The 16,880-nt window shown below is 43.1% G+C and carries 9 protein-coding genes; 3 read left to right on the forward strand and 6 right to left on the reverse strand.

Annotation, left to right across the window (positions count from 1 at the left end):
* The first annotated feature begins 208 nt into the window (after positions 1–208).
* The 3 genes from N7974_RS15885 (at position 209) to N7974_RS15895 (ending at position 8,672) form a co-directional block, all read left to right on the forward strand.
* Positions 209–1,099: an IS982 family transposase gene (locus N7974_RS15885; protein ID WP_262966565.1), complete on the forward strand. Its 891-nt coding sequence runs from the start codon at positions 209–211 to the stop codon at positions 1,097–1,099.
* Positions 1,100–1,384: 285 nt separating this feature from the next.
* Positions 1,385–6,868, forward strand: a complete 5,484-nt coding sequence (locus tag N7974_RS15890) for a glutamate synthase-related protein (protein ID WP_262966566.1) — start codon at positions 1,385–1,387, stop codon at positions 6,866–6,868.
* A 64-nt stretch (positions 6,869–6,932) separates the two neighbouring features.
* Positions 6,933–8,672, forward strand: coding sequence for a sulfite reductase subunit alpha (locus N7974_RS15895; RefSeq protein ID WP_262966567.1), 1,740 nt, complete (start codon positions 6,933–6,935; stop codon positions 8,670–8,672).
* Between the two features lie 214 nt (positions 8,673–8,886).
* Here N7974_RS15895 and N7974_RS15900 read toward each other — a convergent pair whose 3' ends face one another.
* From N7974_RS15900 to N7974_RS15925, 6 genes are all read right to left on the reverse strand, one after another.
* Positions 8,887–9,201, reverse strand: a complete 315-nt coding sequence (locus N7974_RS15900; RefSeq protein ID WP_262966573.1) for a BON domain-containing protein — start codon at positions 9,199–9,201, stop codon at positions 8,887–8,889.
* Positions 9,202–9,900: 699 nt separating this feature from the next.
* Positions 9,901–12,015, reverse strand: coding sequence for an HlyD family efflux transporter periplasmic adaptor subunit (locus tag N7974_RS15905; protein ID WP_262966568.1), 2,115 nt, complete (start codon positions 12,013–12,015; stop codon positions 9,901–9,903).
* A complete protein-coding gene (locus tag N7974_RS15910; RefSeq protein ID WP_262966569.1) occupies positions 12,009–13,343 on the reverse strand; it encodes an efflux RND transporter periplasmic adaptor subunit in 1,335 nt (444 codons plus the stop codon). Before N7974_RS15910 ends, N7974_RS15905 begins: the two co-directional genes overlap by 7 nt.
* Positions 13,340–14,065 (reverse strand): efflux RND transporter periplasmic adaptor subunit, encoded by a 726-nt coding sequence (locus N7974_RS15915; protein ID WP_262966570.1) that lies wholly within the window; start codon positions 14,063–14,065, stop codon positions 13,340–13,342. The genes N7974_RS15910 and N7974_RS15915 overlap by 4 nt, the downstream gene beginning before the upstream one ends.
* 17 nt (positions 14,066–14,082) lie before the next feature.
* A complete protein-coding gene (locus tag N7974_RS15920) occupies positions 14,083–15,618 on the reverse strand; it encodes a TolC family protein (protein WP_262966571.1) in 1,536 nt (511 codons plus the stop codon).
* Between the two features lie 26 nt (positions 15,619–15,644).
* The coding region (locus N7974_RS15925) for a putative Ig domain-containing protein (protein ID WP_262966572.1) at positions 15,645–16,880 on the reverse strand (1,236 nt) is incomplete at its 5' end.

Here is a 16,880-nt window from a genome sequence, read left to right on the forward strand (position 1 = left end):
AATAAGTCGTCAACTTTAGTGATAAGTCATGGCCTTCTTTTGTGGCTCCAATTTAATAAGACACTCAGCGGATGATTATCCAGGTTACAGCATGAGATCAACCGTGAAAATCAGTTAAAATGTGAATTAAGAGCTGAATAGAAGCCAGAACAGTAGTTGGGCTAGAATATTGGGAAAGACACGACTCCCCCCAATCTATAGGCAACCAATGAACTGGCAAGAGCAATTAATAACAACTTATCTTTATGTATGCAAGCACTATCAGGATAACCTTTGGGTTTATAGTCAGCGCATGTCGAATTATGCAGACCTGAGTTTTACCGATGAAGAAGTTATAGCGATCTATCTCTTCGGGGTCATTGATAAAAATAGAGAACTAAAAAAAATCTATGGTTATGCCGATCGTCATTTGCGCGAATGGTTTCCGAAATTGCCCAGTTACACAGCTTTTGTACAACGACTAAATAAGGTAGCTGATGTTTTCGCGCCATTGCTGGAAATCATTCAGCAAGAGCAAGAAGCAAAAAATCAAGGACAAGTCTGGTTGATAGATTCTTTTCCTGTGGCGCTGGCCAAGCAAGGGCACAGATTTAAAGCGCGCGTAGCAAGAGAGTTAGCCGATGCAGGTTATTGTTCAACCAAGAAATTGTACTATTATGGCGTTCGGGTTCATATCGTCGGGCGTCGCCAAGCGGGCACGTTACCTAACCCTGAATATATTGGTGTAACGGGAGCAAGTTGCCATGATGGAACAGTATTTGATCAGATTAGGCCTGAATTGAATAACAACGCGCTTTATGGCGACAAGGCCTATCACAGATCCGATGCAAAAGAAGTCAGAGAGGCTCAAAACCTGACGGTATTAACGCCGGTAAAAAAACAAAAAGGCCAAACGTATTTGGAACCACAGGATCAATGGTTGTCGACGGCCATTTCTCGTGTCCGACAACCCATTGAAACCTTATTCGGCTGGATTGAGCAACAAACCGGCATTGAATGCGCTGGCAAGGTCCGATCATACAGCGGTCTAATGGTTCATGTATTTGGCAAGTTGGCCGCCGCCATGTTTTTTTGGAATTATTTACGAGTTAGCTCTTAATTCACATTAAAGTAACTAAAAATAGCTTTCTTTTCTTTTTTACACTGGTAAAACAGTTGCAGGCCTTTTATCTATAAGTTGAGCAGTTACTAAATATAGTAAATTACTTGGCCTTGAATGACAAGGGAGCCTGATTATGCTACCATTCTACGGTTTACTAAGTGATTTTTAAATAATTTCACAGTGATTTAATGCGTTAATCGGGTACATGTAATTATGATGGCCGTTGATATAACCGACATTAAACGCTGCACATAACGATATGACGAGAGTACGGGCTGGATAATGAATAAAAATTCCCGATTAGGTAATAAAAACGCTATGCTTTACAACGCTGATTTATCGCAGGATAGCTGCGGTGTAGGGTTTATTACTCACAAAAAGAGTAAGCAAACTCACGATTTACTCGCTAAATCCCATGAAGCCTTGTGCACTATTCCCCATCGTGGCGGCATGAGCGCAGAAGGTATAGGCGATGGTGCAGGCGTTAATATAGATTTATCCCTCAAGTTCTTTCGTAAAATAACCGGTATCGACAGTCTCGAACTGGGTCAATTTGGTGTTGCCAATTTCTTTTTTCCTGAAGACCATGATCATTATGATTCTGCGGCAAATGAATTAATTGAACGCCATTTTAAAGATTTTAACCTGCCAATTATCTTGTGGCGTACTATCCCGGTAGACCTTGATGTTATTAATACCGCAGCGGCAAAAGCCCAGCTTCCGATAAAGCAGTGTGTGTTCGGTAGACCGGATAGCTTGAAAAATGCGTCGCATAAAGACTTTGAAAAGCATATTCAGGCTGCCTTGCTATGTATTGAAGTTGAAGGGTTTACCATCGATGAATTAGCCGGTTTTTACCCGTTATCGATGAGTTCCCGTACTCAGGTTTATAAAGGTCGCTTAAATTCGTTTGAAGTTATCCCTTATTTTAAAGATCTGTACGATACTGATCATGAAATTTGTACGCTGTTTTTTCATACCCGATTTTCTACGAATACAGCACCAGCGACCATGATGGCGCAGCCATTTCGTTATATGGCGCACAATGGTGAGTTAAATACTGACAAGAAAAACAGGCTAAGTGAAAGCGCGATTGCCAGACAACACAACAAACATCTTATTTTTCCTTGTGGCCAATCAGATTCCGGACGCCTGGATCAAACGCTGACCCGTCGTATCAACGAAGATGATATGGATATAGTCACCGCTGTTTTGGCAATGATGCCGCCAGCGTGGGAAAATGACACCACTTTATCACCGCCTGTCCGCGCGATGCTGGAATATTTCAGTCTGTATGAAGAAAAAAATGACGGCCCTGCTGCATTAATTTTCAATGATGGTATCCGTGTTGGTGCTCGCTTGGATCGTTTGGGCTTACGGCCTTTGCGTTCAGTAGAAACCGAAGATTATTTGGCAGTAATGTCAGAAGCGGGTCAAATTGATTTTCCACCTAAAGAGGTTTTGAAACGCGGTCGTATTGAAGCGGGCGGTATGCTGTATTTTGATCATAGTACCGGCAAAGCTTACAACAACCATGAAGTTATGGATCGACTGGCTGGTGAGCAGGATTATCAGGCTTTACTGGTGCAGCGCTGTATCCATCTGGCTGAACTGCCACCTGTTGAATTATCAGAACTCAATAACGAACATTCTTTTAACATAGATCAGCAACATACCGCATATTCCCTTAATCAGGAAAGCTTTAGGTTTCTGCTTGATCCCATGTTAGCAACCGGTGCAGAAAAAGTATCGGCTATGGGGTACGGTTTGGCACCCAATGCCTTATCCAGTGCAGAAGGTGGGATGTCACGCTATTTTAGTCAGCGTTTTGCTCAAGTAACCAACCCGCCGCTGGATTCAATTCGGGAAAGTGATGGTATGACCTTGCGCGTGGCGCTAGGTGCAAAACCTACTTTTTCAGATGAACCAAGTAAGCAACTGGTTATTGATACCCCCATTTTGCAACGAACACATCTGGAACAAATTCGCAGGCAAGCCACAGTCAGTACCATCACACTGGATATGTTATACCGGCCTGACTTTACTGATGCAAAAAACAATGAAGATGCGCTGGAAGCGGCTTTATTGGTTGTTTGTAAACAGGTTGAGCAGGCGGCGAGAAACAATACCGGCATTATTATCTTAAGCGATATCAACATTAGCCAAGAGCTTGCCGCCATTCCTGCCCTGTTAATGATTGCAGCGGCTAACCAGTATTTGGTTAAAGAAGGTTTGCGTTTTAATTCATCATTAATTGCTGAAACCGGACAAGCCGCCAGTCCTCACGATATTGCCACCATTTTAGGTTTTGGTGCGTCAGCTATCTGCCCTATCAGTGTATACAACCGTGTTATCAGTCATTACCCTGTAGCGGAACAGCAAAAAACTTTTGATAAATATCAAAAAGCCGCAGAGAAATCACTCATGAAGACCATGGGTAAATTTGGTTTGTGTACGGTGGAAAGTTATATCGGTGGTGAATTCTTTGAATCCAATTATCTGGATACTGACGAGCCTAGATTAAGTCCTTATTTCCCCAATATTCATGCCTCAGTTGGTGGTGTGCGTTATGCGGATATTGCTGGCAGTGCCAGCGAATGGCATCAAAAAGCACTGGCTGTCCGGGAAGAAAAAGACATTCCATTTTTAGGTTTGTTTAAAGAGCGCCAGGATGGCGCAGGTCATTCTTATGGCAATACGGCGGTCAGAGAATATATTAATATGACCGATGAGGCGATTTTATATATCCCTCAGGATAAATCACCGGTAGCCAGCGATACGGCTTATATTGATTCAGGTTACGAAAAACGCACACCTGAACAAATCGATAGTTTTGGTATTACGCCTGCTTATCGTAGTTTTGCTAAAAATCTGTACATTGAGCGTGATTCCAGACCGGCGTCCTTACGCGATATTATGGATTTTCCTGCCGATGTTACTTTAGCGATAACGACGCCGGATTTTGATCGCATTCTGTGTAAACAAAATCTACGTGGCAATATTAACTATTTGATTCGTGGCTTAATTGTAAAGAAAGTCAATGATGATCAATATACCGTTTGTTTAACCGAACGTTCTTCCGGTCAGCGTCTGGAGCAATTGGCGGAGCATTTTAAAAATCGATTTGCCGATACTGAATTTAGCGTTGCTGTGGTCGATGCTACTCTGGTTATCAAGGTTGCTGATACTAATAGCCGGTTGGCAAATTATTTAAGCACAATAAAAACTGCCCGTGGCCCGATTGCCTTAAATGACGTGCAACCTGCCCATGAAATCACGGCCATGCTTGCTTCAGGCGCGATGAGCCATGGTGCTTTAATAGCCGAAGCGCATGAAGCGGTTGCCGAAGGCATCAATATCGTGGGAGCGTTAAGTAACTCCGGTGAAGGTGGCGAACATTCCAGTCGTTTTAACACGCTACGCTCCTGTAACATTAAACAATTTGCATCAGGACGCTTTGGTGTTTGGGCCGGTTATTTGGCTGATCCCAATATTAGAGAAATTGAAATTAAAATAGCTCAGGGCGCAAAACCTGGCGAAGGTGGTCAATTACCTGCGACTAAAGTCTCGGTAGAAATTGCTGCCTTACGTGGCGGTACCCCTCGAGTCGAATTGGTTAGTCCACCGCCACACCATGATACTTACTCAATCGAAGATTTGGGGCAGTTAATCCATGATGCTAAAGCAGCGCGAGTTAAAGTTGGTGTCAAACTGGTTTCATCCGAGGGTATTGGTACGATTGCCGTTGGTGTTGCCAAAGCCGGCGCGGATGTTATCAATGTTGCCGGTAATACCGGTGGTACGGGAGCTGCGGCTGTTACCAGCCTGAAAAACAGCGGACGATCACCTGAAATTGGTATTGCAGAAGTCCATCAGGCCTTGGCCGTTAACGGACTGCGTGACAAAGTCATATTGCGTGGCAGTGGCGCTCATCAAAGTGGTCTGGATGTTGTTAAATCAGCAATCCTGGGTGCCGATTCGTTTGAATTTGGTACGACGGTATTGATGATGTTACGTTGCGTAATGGCGAAAAATTGTAATATTAAGTGCCCGGCAGGTTTAACGACTGAACATGAAGAGTTTAAAGGTGACTCGCGGGTATTAGCGCAATATTTTATGAATCTGGCGCACGAAGTCAGGGAAATATTGGCCGTTTTAGGTTATAAAAGCTTACAGGAAATACGGGGTAATACCGATTTACTGCATCTGATTAATCATTCATCAATGGTTGGTCAACTTGATTTAACGAGGATGCTGGCCAAGGTAGATGTTGTTATAGTGGCAAATCCCGTTTATCTGGAAGCCAGTTTTAGTGTTGATAATAAAATTATTGAACAGGTAAATACTGGGCTTATTCACGGTAAACAGTCACAAGTTATAATTGAGGGCGATGCTTTTAAACTGAATAACTGCAACAAGACAGTGGGTGGACAGGCGGCGATTGATATTGAAAGGCTGCTTGCCTACGAATTGACAGATCAGCAAATTGCGGATTCCAAGGTCATTTATACCCATGAACAGGGACGTCGTTATTTGGCACCGGATAGTGTTGTTATTCGTACCCATGGCTCGGCCGGGCAAAGTTATGCCGCTTTTTTAAATGACGGTATGCGTATGGAGCATCTGGGTACCTGTAATGATGGTGTCGGTAAGTCTGCTTGTGGCGGGACATTGGTGATTGAATCGCCCGGTGGCGGTATTAAAACACCCGGTAATAATGTGTTGATTGGTAACTTTGCCTTATTTGGTGCTACCGGAGGTAAGGCTTTTATCAATGGTGAGGCTGGAGACCGTTTTGCAGTTAGAAATTCAGGCGCAATGGCCGTTGTAGAAGGCGTCGGTGATTTTGCCTGCGAATATATGACTAACGGTGCAGTCTTGAACATTGGCGGCTTTGGTAAAGGTTTCTGTAACGGCATGTCGGGTGGTAATGCTTACCAATATGACCCTGAAGATTTATTGGAAAACCTGTGTGACAAGTCTTCTGTTTCTTTGCATAGCCTGATCGAAGATAACGATACCGCGCGTGCGCATGAGCAGTTTATTCTGGCCATGCTTGAAGAACATGTAGATTACGCAAAGTCCAGTAAGGCCAAAGAGTTAATCAAAAATTGGGAAGCTGAACGCAAGCATTTTAAATTCGCTATGCCTTTATGGCTTTATAAAACGCAAACAAGCCAGTTTTTGCAACAATCAATGGATCGTAAAGAAATGATCGAAGAGTTGTCGAAAGCATTGGCGCAACAGCAAATTGACCAGGTAAAAACAGCTTATCAGGTAAATCAACCGCTATTTGGCGGTGCAATACCTGACTATGGCAGTAATGATAAGGCCTTAACGTTTAAATTGGTTAATAGTTTTGCGGTGCTTGAAAAAGCGCAACAATGTGCCCGGGACATGCTTAAACATTTACCTGAGATACTTCGTTCACAAAGTAAAATAGAGCAAGCTGCGCGTAAATTAATTATTGAGCGTCCGCGTAAATTACAGGAAATGTTGGTTAAAAGCACTCGCGAAGCCTACAGTAATTATAGTGATGGACAGCTTGCCAGTCTGTTAGCTATCAAACGCCTTAACGATTATAAAACGGCGTTAATTAATCGTTCGGTGCAAAGTATTTATTCCATAGGATCTACCGCCTGGATTATTGAGCAGGATAAAATCAATAAGCAGGCATTAGCGGATATCCCGTGTATAGAAGAATATTTGGCCGGACTTGTTGGATTGGGTATTGTTCAGGACATGTTGAGCGAAGAAATTGCTTAATATTTGTTGAACCGGACATTTTGCAAGGTACCCTTTAATGATAATTGAATTGTTAGTAACTTAAATGAAATCACCTCAACTTCCACTTGATGCACCCTATAACGAAAACCAACGCGCATGGCTAGGCGGTTTTTTTGCCGGGATGCACTCACATCTGATTCAAAGTGCTGGCTCAGTCAGTCAAGCAGATAGTCGACTTATTACCATACTGTATGGTAGCCAAACGGGTACCGCCGAAGCTGTTGCCAATGATGCTGCTGCCGTTGCCAAAACTTATGGCTTGAAGCCTTTGGTAAAAAGCATGGATGAAATTGAAGCGGATGCACTGTCTGCGATAGATTATTTACTGATTATTACCAGCACCTATGGTGAAGGCGAAATGCCGGATAATGCCCAAATGCTATGGGATGGCGTTTGTGCAGCAACGATGCCAAGACTTGAAGGCATGCAATTTTCAGTGTTGGCTTTAGGTGACACCAGTTATGATTTATTCTGCCAAGCCGGTATAGACTGGGATGCCAAGCTGGTTGAACTGGGTGCAACGCGCGTTTATGATCGTATAGATTGTGATGTCGATTTTGAAGAGTCGGCTGAACGTTGGATGACTGCTGTCATTCCACTCATGGCAGGTGGCGCTGTTACGACAATTGTTGAAACTGATCCTCGGGTTACCGATAAGCCCGAATACCACCGAAAAAATCCATTCCCGGCCAAGCTACTGGTTAATCGCTTATTAACTGACGCATCATCATCTAAAGAAACGCGTCATTATGAAATTTCAATAGCAGGTTCAGGCTTAACCTACGAAGCCGGCGATGCCTTGTCCGTTGTGCCAACCAACTGTCCTGAGCTGGTTGCCGCCATTATTAACGCTATCGGTTGTACTGGTGATGAAGACGAACCGGTCAACGGTGAATTAATGTCCCTACAACTGGCATTACGCGAACATTTTGAGATCAAGGCACCAAGTAAAGAATTCATTGAAGAGATTGCCATCCGTTCTGGCGACCAGGAACTTAACGGGATTATTGAAACAGGTAATAAAGAACAGCTGGCCGATTATTTATGGGGACGCGATACGCTGGATTTATTGTTGCAATTTCCAGTTTGTGAATTTACGGCGGCTGAATTTATAGCACTATTAAAACCTTTGCAACATCGGGCCTATTCGATTTCTTCCAGCGGCAAGCAGTATCCGGATGCTGTACATTTAACGGTTGCCAGTGTCCGTTATGAAAGCCATGGTCGATCACATAAAGGTGTTTGTTCAACATTTTTGGCTGATTTGGTTAATACTGAAACCAGCGTGCGTTGTTTCTTTACACCCAACAAGGTATTCAGGGTACCTGAAGATAATAATCTGCCCATGATTATGGTTGGCCCCGGTACCGGTATTGCACCCTTTCGAGCCTTTTTGCAGGAACGTCAGTACCGCAATGCTTCCGGTAACAACTGGTTGTTTTTTGGTGATCGCAACGCAGCAACTGACTATATTTATCGTGAAGAGTTGGAAAACTTTCAGAAAAGCGGCTTGCTGACACGTTTGGATTTAGCGTTCTCCAGAGACCAAGATGCCAAGATTTACGTGCAGGACAGGATGCGTGAACAAGGTGCCGAGTTGTTTTTATGGTTGGAGCAGGGCGGTTATTTCTTTGTTTGTGGTGATGCTTACCGAATGGCAAAAGATGTCGATCAGGCGCTACATGATGTTATTGCCATGCACGGCAAATTTTCAGAACAGCAAGCTATCGATTACGTTAATCAACTGAAAAAAGATAAGCGTTACGTCAGGGATGTTTATTAATTATCGATTGGATTCTCAATAAAAAATTGAATTTATTCAATGCCTTGCTGCGCATGATTCATTCATGCGCAGGGATTATCAGGGTAACAGTCAAAAGTATTACTGAAATCTGACCTGATTTAATTAGCGTACATTTTAATAAATCTGTGCGTTATTAGCTTGACCATATCGAGTAATTTAATGGCAAGTTTGTTGAAATAAACAATAAATTTACTTATTTTACAATGAGGCTGTTATTAACCATTTTGACTCCCTTAACAGTTCTTGTAATCTCAGTGGCTCTGGTAGCGACTTCATTGGAGTTAACAAAGCCACTAAGCTGCACAACGCCTTTAAAAGTTTTAACACTAATTTGAAAAAATTTAAGTTTGGAATCACCTAATATTGAAGTTTTTACTTTGGTAGTAATGGCTGAGTCATCCAAATACTCACCCGTACTTTCATACGTTTTACCTCCTGCACAACCAGCAATAGAAACGACTAACATAAGACTTATTAGTAAACGAAGCAGCAGATTTAATTGGCTCATAATAGTTTTTTTAGAAAAATCAGGTGTAAGGTTACAAGTCAAGATAGTAATATCTACCATCAGGTTTTGGCACAATCCGAATTAATATAAATGATAATACTCAAGTGGTTGCTATTAAAATCATACAACAATCTCGAATAGATGTAACGAATGATAGTAAAAGAGACGAAATTTTGGTAAATGTTTGGCGCGCTGATTGGGTGATTTTATGCTTTGAAAAACTTGCCATTGCGAATAATGTTACCAGTCTTGTTTAGTTTTTAAATAACTTGCTTGCCAAAATTTTTTTTTAACAAAAAAATACTGTAAAACTGAAAAATTAAATGGATTTAGAGCTTATCCGTATATAAGGTAACTCGCAATAAATACCCCCAATTGACACCTCTTTAAGCACAAGGTCTGACGGTCAAATCGTATTTTGGCAGTGATGCATCCCGATCTATTCTGTTGGCAAGTGCGTTAAAGGCCTTGTTCGTCATCCGCACGCCTTTTTGGTAAGTAGTTTCGACCAGCGTAGTAAGATTTAACCGCCGATGCAACAACTACATTGACAATTTCCGGCTACTCCATCACACAATTCACTTCATGATCCAAGATTTTTTATTTCGTAAGAGCATGATTGTAATCAATTTTATTTATATGTATTAAACATTGGCTAAGATTGCAACTTCGGAGTTGAATCCACCCATGATGTTAAACTTACCAGCCGCTTTCTCTAATAATAACTGCGAGTGCCGAACGCAGTAATCGCCCCGATATACTTTCAGCCGGCGTAGTTAGCGACAATCGGCCTCGAACGGTATATGGCAGCTTGATACTGGTGTTTTTAACTTGTAACAGTAAACGATATACACCTTGCTCAGGAATTAAGTGATGTTGTTTATCTTCTCTAACGGCAATAGTGCCGCCATAGCGTGAACTAAGTTCTGCCAAGGTTAATTGGCGTGTGCCAGAAGGATCAATATTTAGTACATTGACTAAAATAGGCGCTAAATCACCCCCATCAGGATAAAAAGTACCGCTTACTCCTTGTTGTAAACGCTGTAAATCTGCTTCTTCGGCATAAGCGATGACTAAATGACCGGGGCTAATAACGACACCTAACGGTTCGTCTTTAGCTAGCCATTCACCAGAGCGCAAAGAATCGGATAAGTCTCTTATATGACCATTAAATCTGGCATGTATGGTTAGTTTGTCATGTGCATCATGCAGCCCTTTTAGTTCTGCTAAGGTTGACTGTAAGGCCTCCATGTCCATGGGATTATGCCTGGCTAATGCCAAGTCAAGACTTTGTGAAGCTAGTTGTTGCGTTAACTCAGCCCAACGTAGTTCAGCGGTATGGATACGAAAATCAAGATCTGGCGACGTTAATTCGAGTAGCACTTGTCCTTCTGTAACCGTATCTCCCTCGTGTATTAACACTTTTTTAATTTGAGAGGGTTGAGGGCTATATAAAGTAAATTCAGCCGCTCCTTTGAGTAAGCCTGGAACCAGTAAATGTGTCTGCCAAGGCACGATGAATATGGCGATAGCGATAATAGGAATAAACCAAGCAAGATGAGGCCGGAGACTAAAATCTTGTCTTGTAAATAACTTACGCCAAATAACCATTTCTTTAAACATAGGTCTAGCCACAAACCAAATAATTTCAACGGCAAATAAGCCTAAACCTAGTGCTTTGAAGAAAAAATGATAAACGGCCCAAGCAATACCGGCAAATAGCAGTAAACGATAAATCCAAGTCGCGTAAGCATAGGCAATTAGTAAACGTTGGCGATTCTTATGCCATAACTCGGGTGGAGGGAAATTAAAGCGAAATAGATTTTCTCGTAAATGCCAGCGCGCCAAAGCAAAGGAACGGTCTTGTAAATTAGGAATATCGAGCAGATCAGAGAGTAAATAATAACCATCAAAGCGCATAAAAGGGTTTAGATTGATGGCTAAGGTGACCAGCCACGTAGAACTAGCTAATACGTAAACCCCGCTACGGAAAGAGCCATCAGGTAATATTGTCCATAATAAGGTTGCCAAGGCCGCTAGTATGAGTTCGGCAAACATACCTGCCGCATCAATGATTAAACGATCTTGACGTCGCGGCAAACGCCAGGCATCGGTAACGTCGGTCCATAACACCGGGAAACCCATCATTAGAGCGATACCCATGCTAGGCACTCGACAACCAAAATGGCTGGCGGCAAAAGCATGACCTAACTCATGTATCAGTTTGGCTAACGACAGCATGATGGCTGTTGTTAGCATACCTTCTGGTGTAATGACATAGAGAAAGCTATGACTAAAACTTGTCCATTGCTGTGCGATCAGATAAGCGGCTAAAGCAGAAATAAAAAGTAATATCAGCAAGCTACGGCGATTAAAAAACTTATTAATGAGAGGCAGCGTCTTTTGTAGATAAGGCCCCGGTCTTAATAACGGCACGCGCATAAACAAATAGTTATGCAATAGCCATAGCCAAAAACCGGTATGTGAGTTTTTTTTAAGCTGTGCTAAAAACTGACTCGCTTGGGTACCTTCTGGTTTTGATAAGTGATGATTAACGATAAACTTGGCAAACGCCTCAATTTCTACGGTTGAGGTACTAATAGGCGTAGTGTGTTCGATGGCTGTGACAATTTTCTCTGCGCTAGCCAACGACCAATATTGTAAACATTCGAACTCTAGCCAGCCAAGTCGATAATAGCGATGTGTAGCTTGATCATATAAGGTCCATGAGGGTGAGCCATTAAGCGCTCTAGGCCCTGGGTAAATCGCTAAATCTTCACGTAATTGCGGCCAAATAGCTAAAGCTTCTACCATGGCAACCAGAGTCTTGCTGTACGTAAAGGCTTACGTAGTAGCCATAACAAAAATGGCCGACGCGTGCCGTATAGTTTAGCAATGCCGTGATAACCCAATCGCGGTAACTCTGAGCCCTCGGCAAATTCAGCTTTAAGTCGATAAGCCATGATATCCGCTGGAGTAGGACTGGTACGATAGCTAAAATAAGTCAATTTAGCTTGTAACGGTTGATGGGGTGATACATTAGAGAAAAACTGAACCAAGTCGCCTGCTTGTAGTTCGATTAAATCATCCATCGGTAAGCGTATTTCCAAATCAATAGTTTGTGGGTTGGCGATAGCCAGAATTTTTTCACCCTGAGTAACGGGACGTCCCATCCAATCATTGGGATCGTCAAATACGGCGATACCGGGGTGGTTGGCAAATACTACGCAACGTTCGAGTAGGGTACGTACATAATCGGCTTCTGCGTTTTGTTGATCCCATTTACTTTTTAAACCTGCTAATTTAGCTTTTACAGTAGGATCCAACAACGCTTGCTGCGTCATTTGTAAATATTCAGTTTGGGCAATATCACGGGTTTCTTCGGCAACATTAAGGCGACTTTGTAATTGCGTCCTATCTAATGAAAACAGCTTTTGTCCGACACTAACGGTTTCATTAGGCTGTACATAAAAGCTTTCAACCACACCTTCCAACGGTGCTCTAACTAAATTGGGTTGATGAGGGATCACTTCTGCTTCAGCCAACACCGATTGATGTATAGGAAAAAAAGCAGCAGCCAGTAGCAGCCCACCTATAATGAAGGCTCGTCGGTGCCTATGAGTATGGCTTTTCCAGGAAATTTTAGTTTGATCGGCTTCCGACAACGCCAAGGTATAACCATAGGCTTCACTTAAATAAGCCAGTAAATGGAGTTCTGCTTCATGCCAGGAGGTATCTCTAAATAATACCAAGAAATAAGTTCCACCTGCGGGAGCCGGTAAGGGTAGCCATAAAGCAAATTCAGGCGCCCAACTGGACCAATCATTAGCCAGTTCAGTAGGTAGGTCATTAACACTAAACTCTGTAATACTGCCGGCGCGAGTATCGTTACTAAAGTGCTTTAAAACAGGCATGAGCCAAAGTGCATAAGGACTATTTTTTTCCAGGCTGACAACACCGGATGCAGCGACAATGCTATCGTTAGTTTTACGCCACAGTAATGCTTGCCGATAAGGCAATAATTCGCTGGTTTCATTTACGATGACATAAGGCAATTCTGCAGCAGGTGCTAACCTGGCGCGAGATTCTAACTGCAGTAATAGCGTCAGCCGGATTAGTCGAGGATCAGGAAGCTCTGTCATGGGCTGCTGGTAAATTCTATAGCGCCGCTCATACCCGGTAACAACTCATCCGCTTTATCAATAATACGACCATACACTTTAATGGTTTGGCTGACAGGGTCAACTTTGCCACCGACTCTAGTAATTTCAGCAGCGTAAGTTTTGGCTACTTCATCCAGTGTTATTTTAAAATGCTTACCGACTGTTAGATGTGGCATGGAACGAGAGGGTGACATAAACTCAACTTCCAAATCTTTATCGTCTAAAATCTCCAGTAGTGGATCGCCAGGTCGTACCGATTGATATAGACGAGCAATGACTTCAGATACTTTACCAGAAAAAGGGGCGTGTATGACGCATCTATCCAGCATAGCTTGAGTGATGCGTACATCGGCTTTTGCTTCTTCTGCTTCGGCTTTGGAAATAGCCAGTTCTAAGGCACCAATTGAGCGACGATCTTCTAGTTGTTGATTAACCTCATAGACCTTCAGCTTTTTGCCTAGGGTCGCTTGGCTTTTACTTAATTGGGCTTCTTCAAGATTACAGTGAAAACCCACCAGGATTTGTCCGGCACTAAAGTGTTCACCATCATGTAGTTTAAGCTGACTGATTCTAGCGCTAATCTCACTGGAAACAAGCGTGCTTTGTCTGGCTTTAAGTTGTGCACGTAAATGCAGGTTTTCAGTAATAAACTGAGCTTCAGCCAGTACCGGCAGTTGCCATAAAGTTAAACTTAAGGCCACTAATAAACTGCGGCAATTCATCCTCTTATAAGTCCCTGTGACGGTGTCGTAGATATTTTGGGTAGCTTGGGTAAGTCACCGGCATACCAGCGATTTAAGGTTTTTTCTAACTGAACTGACAACGCACGTACAGTAACATGCTCAATAATACCGGTGACAGGATCAAGACCTATTGATGCATATATATTGCCTAAAGCAGTATAAACATCCGCCAGACTTTGCTCTTTTTCTAGTTGCGAGGCTAGCGCCGAGGTTGCCGCATAGATTCTGTCTAGCTCGGAGCCCGCGTCGACTTCGGTATTATTGCTAATGGCTTTAAATAAACTTTGATCTATTTTGCTTAATTCACTGGCGCTTTGGTAACCATCCAAGGCCTTAAGGTATTGCTGATAACCAATATTAATTTGCACCACGGCCGCAATACTTAAAGCTTTACGGCGAGTTTTGCCTACTTCTACCTGAGTTTCAGCCGTTTTCCATGTTTTTGGTGCCGATACCAGATTAACTAAATTAAAAGTCGTGCGCGCACTGGCCTCCATCCAGGTTGAATAAACCAGAAAGGAGTTGCTATCCCAGTTGGCTGAAAGAGGAATAGTTAAACCTGGCATAGCTTTTAAGAGCTCTTTCCAGACTTCGTTACGACTGATACGTTCTTGATAAAGCTCTTCACGTAATTCTGGCCTAAAGAACAAGCCCATGCTTTCTAAATCAGCCGGCGTAGCTTTTAATACCGGTGCCTCTGGAGTTTGTTCAGGATGGGCCAAGACAAAGTTAGAGTTCATAGGTACATTAATTAAACCGGCCAATTTAGGCTTGGCAGAGTTCAAATCGGCTCTTAGTTTTTTTAATTGAGCAATGATACGTAATAAACTACGTTGATATTCCAGTATGCCGACCACGGGTTGCAAGCGGTCTTCGCCGATAGCTTTGCTTAATTTAAGCGCTTCTTCTGCTTGTGTAAGTACCGGTATCAGTTGTGGCAATAAGCGTTCAGCAATATTGGTGCTCCAATAAGCCGACAGCACTTCTTTAACCAAATTATTGATCACTTTACGGCGACGTTCTTGAGCGATTAAGATTCGGTCCGCTTGTTGTTTAGCTTGAAAATAACTGGTACCAAAGTCAAGTAGGTTCCAAGTAAAAGCCAAGTCAGCAACACCTCTGCTGGTGTCTTGTGATGTAGACGGTGCCAAAGATTGAACGCCTGTAGCCACATTAGTGCTAGATGATGCCAGCTCATTTTGCCGTCCCATATAGCCGGCATCAACCGCCAAACGTGGCAACATATTTAGCGTAGCCACTTCAAGCTGAGAATCTTGCAACACTTTTTCCATCATAGTTAAACGATGATCAAAGTTGTATTTAAGAGCCCGTGCCAAGGTATCATAAAAAGTCAAAGGCTGAGTGATAGGTTCCTGATGACTATAAATTTCTGTTTGGTCACTCAGCATAATGTTTAAGCGCGATTGGGCATCTATGGGTTGTGGAGTAATGGAACAACTGCTTAATGTACTTGCTATCAAGGCAAGACTAACGTTTTTGTAAAAAGACATAGTAAGAAAATTAATAAGTTAAAGGATTATAGATTTTTTAAGCTATCAAGTAAGGCGCGACTTTCTTGCAGTCGGCTTAGTTTTCCGACCATGTGTACTTGTTGGGTAAAGCTTTGATTACCTGACAGTGCTTCAAAATGATTAGCCAAACGAGCTTGGCTTACAGGTTTCTGAATACTGACATTAGGGCCTGTTGTATTAGGTGTTACGGGGGTATCTCCTTGTTGATTATCTAACTTGGGCTTGGTTTGGGGAGTGTTATCCTCTTTATTAACGCCAACCTTAAAGCTGGCACTCACTTCCTTGCCGTAACTATCCTTGGCCGTCACTGTTACTGTTACTGGTGCCGCGTCTTTAGGCGGAACACCCGAAAATTTTAAGGTTTTCGGATTAAAATTCAGCCAGGATGGTAAAGATTTACCCTCACTTGTTGTGGCTTTGAAGACCAATTGTTCATTAGGATTACTATGTATAAATATTGAAGCGGGGATTTGAAATGCATAATTTTGGCCTTCAGTTACCAACTGATTACGCACTGAGCCAACAATAGATAGTTCAAAGTTTAAGTTATTATTTTGTACATTAGCTTTTTGTGAAGATAGTGAGAAATCGTTGTTGCTGGTTGTTTGATTTTTAGCTCCAGAATCAGGGCTCATGGCCATAGAGTTCGCTGTACTATTAGAGCTAGGTGCCGGGGTTAATGATGGCGTGGGTAGATTGGTTATTTGAATTAATGAGCCAGTTGTTGTGGTGTCTACGGCGTCACGCACTGCGCTGGCAGTATTACTGTCTGCTGAGACATTGCCGGTCGCATCGGTGAGCGTAGCCGAGACGGTTAGCATCGTACCGGCGGTTGGGGCCGTCACGGTGGTATTCCAGTAACCGTTACTGATATCGGTAGAGGTCAGTGTGTAGGTCGTAGAGGGGCCGGTGTTACTGGTCAGGGTGATAACTTCACCGGCAACCGCGCCCACAGGTAAACTGACTTTAATCGCATCGGTAGGCGAGCTGGCTTGCTCGGTCAGACTCAGGTGACCGTCTCTATTGCCATCAGTACTGATGGCGACGGTGGGCGAGGGTGGTGCGCTGTCACGGACTGCGCTGGCAGTATTACTGTCTGCTGAGACATTGCCGGTCGCATCGGTGAGCGTAGCCGAGACGGTTAGCATCGTACCGGCGGTTGGGGCCGTCACGGTGGTATTCCAGTAACCGTTACTGATATCAGTAGACGTCAGTGTGTAGGTCGTAGAGGGGCCGGTGTT

Origin of the sequence: Methylobacter psychrophilus, assembly GCF_025583945.1 — a bacterium.
GTDB classification, from domain to species: Bacteria; Pseudomonadota; Gammaproteobacteria; order Methylococcales; family Methylomonadaceae; genus Methylobacter_C; species Methylobacter_C psychrophilus.

What these genes read in the sequence shown, in the direction of transcription:
- N7974_RS15885 (WP_262966565.1), top strand. Translation starts at nt 209, where the DNA reads ATGAACTGGCAAGAGCAATTAATAACAACTTATCTTTATGTATGCAAG.
- N7974_RS15890 (WP_262966566.1), top strand. Translation starts at nt 1,385, where the DNA reads ATGAATAAAAATTCCCGATTAGGTAATAAAAACGCTATGCTTTACAAC.
- N7974_RS15895 (WP_262966567.1), top strand. Translation starts at nt 6,933, where the DNA reads ATGAAATCACCTCAACTTCCACTTGATGCACCCTATAACGAAAACCAA.
- N7974_RS15900 (WP_262966573.1), bottom strand. Translation starts at nt 9,201, where the DNA reads ATGAGCCAATTAAATCTGCTGCTTCGTTTACTAATAAGTCTTATGTTA.
- N7974_RS15905 (WP_262966568.1), bottom strand. Translation starts at nt 12,015, where the DNA reads ATGGTAGAAGCTTTAGCTATTTGGCCGCAATTACGTGAAGATTTAGCG.
- N7974_RS15910 (WP_262966569.1), bottom strand. Translation starts at nt 13,343, where the DNA reads ATGACAGAGCTTCCTGATCCTCGACTAATCCGGCTGACGCTATTACTG.
- N7974_RS15920 (WP_262966571.1), bottom strand. Translation starts at nt 15,618, where the DNA reads ATGTCTTTTTACAAAAACGTTAGTCTTGCCTTGATAGCAAGTACATTA.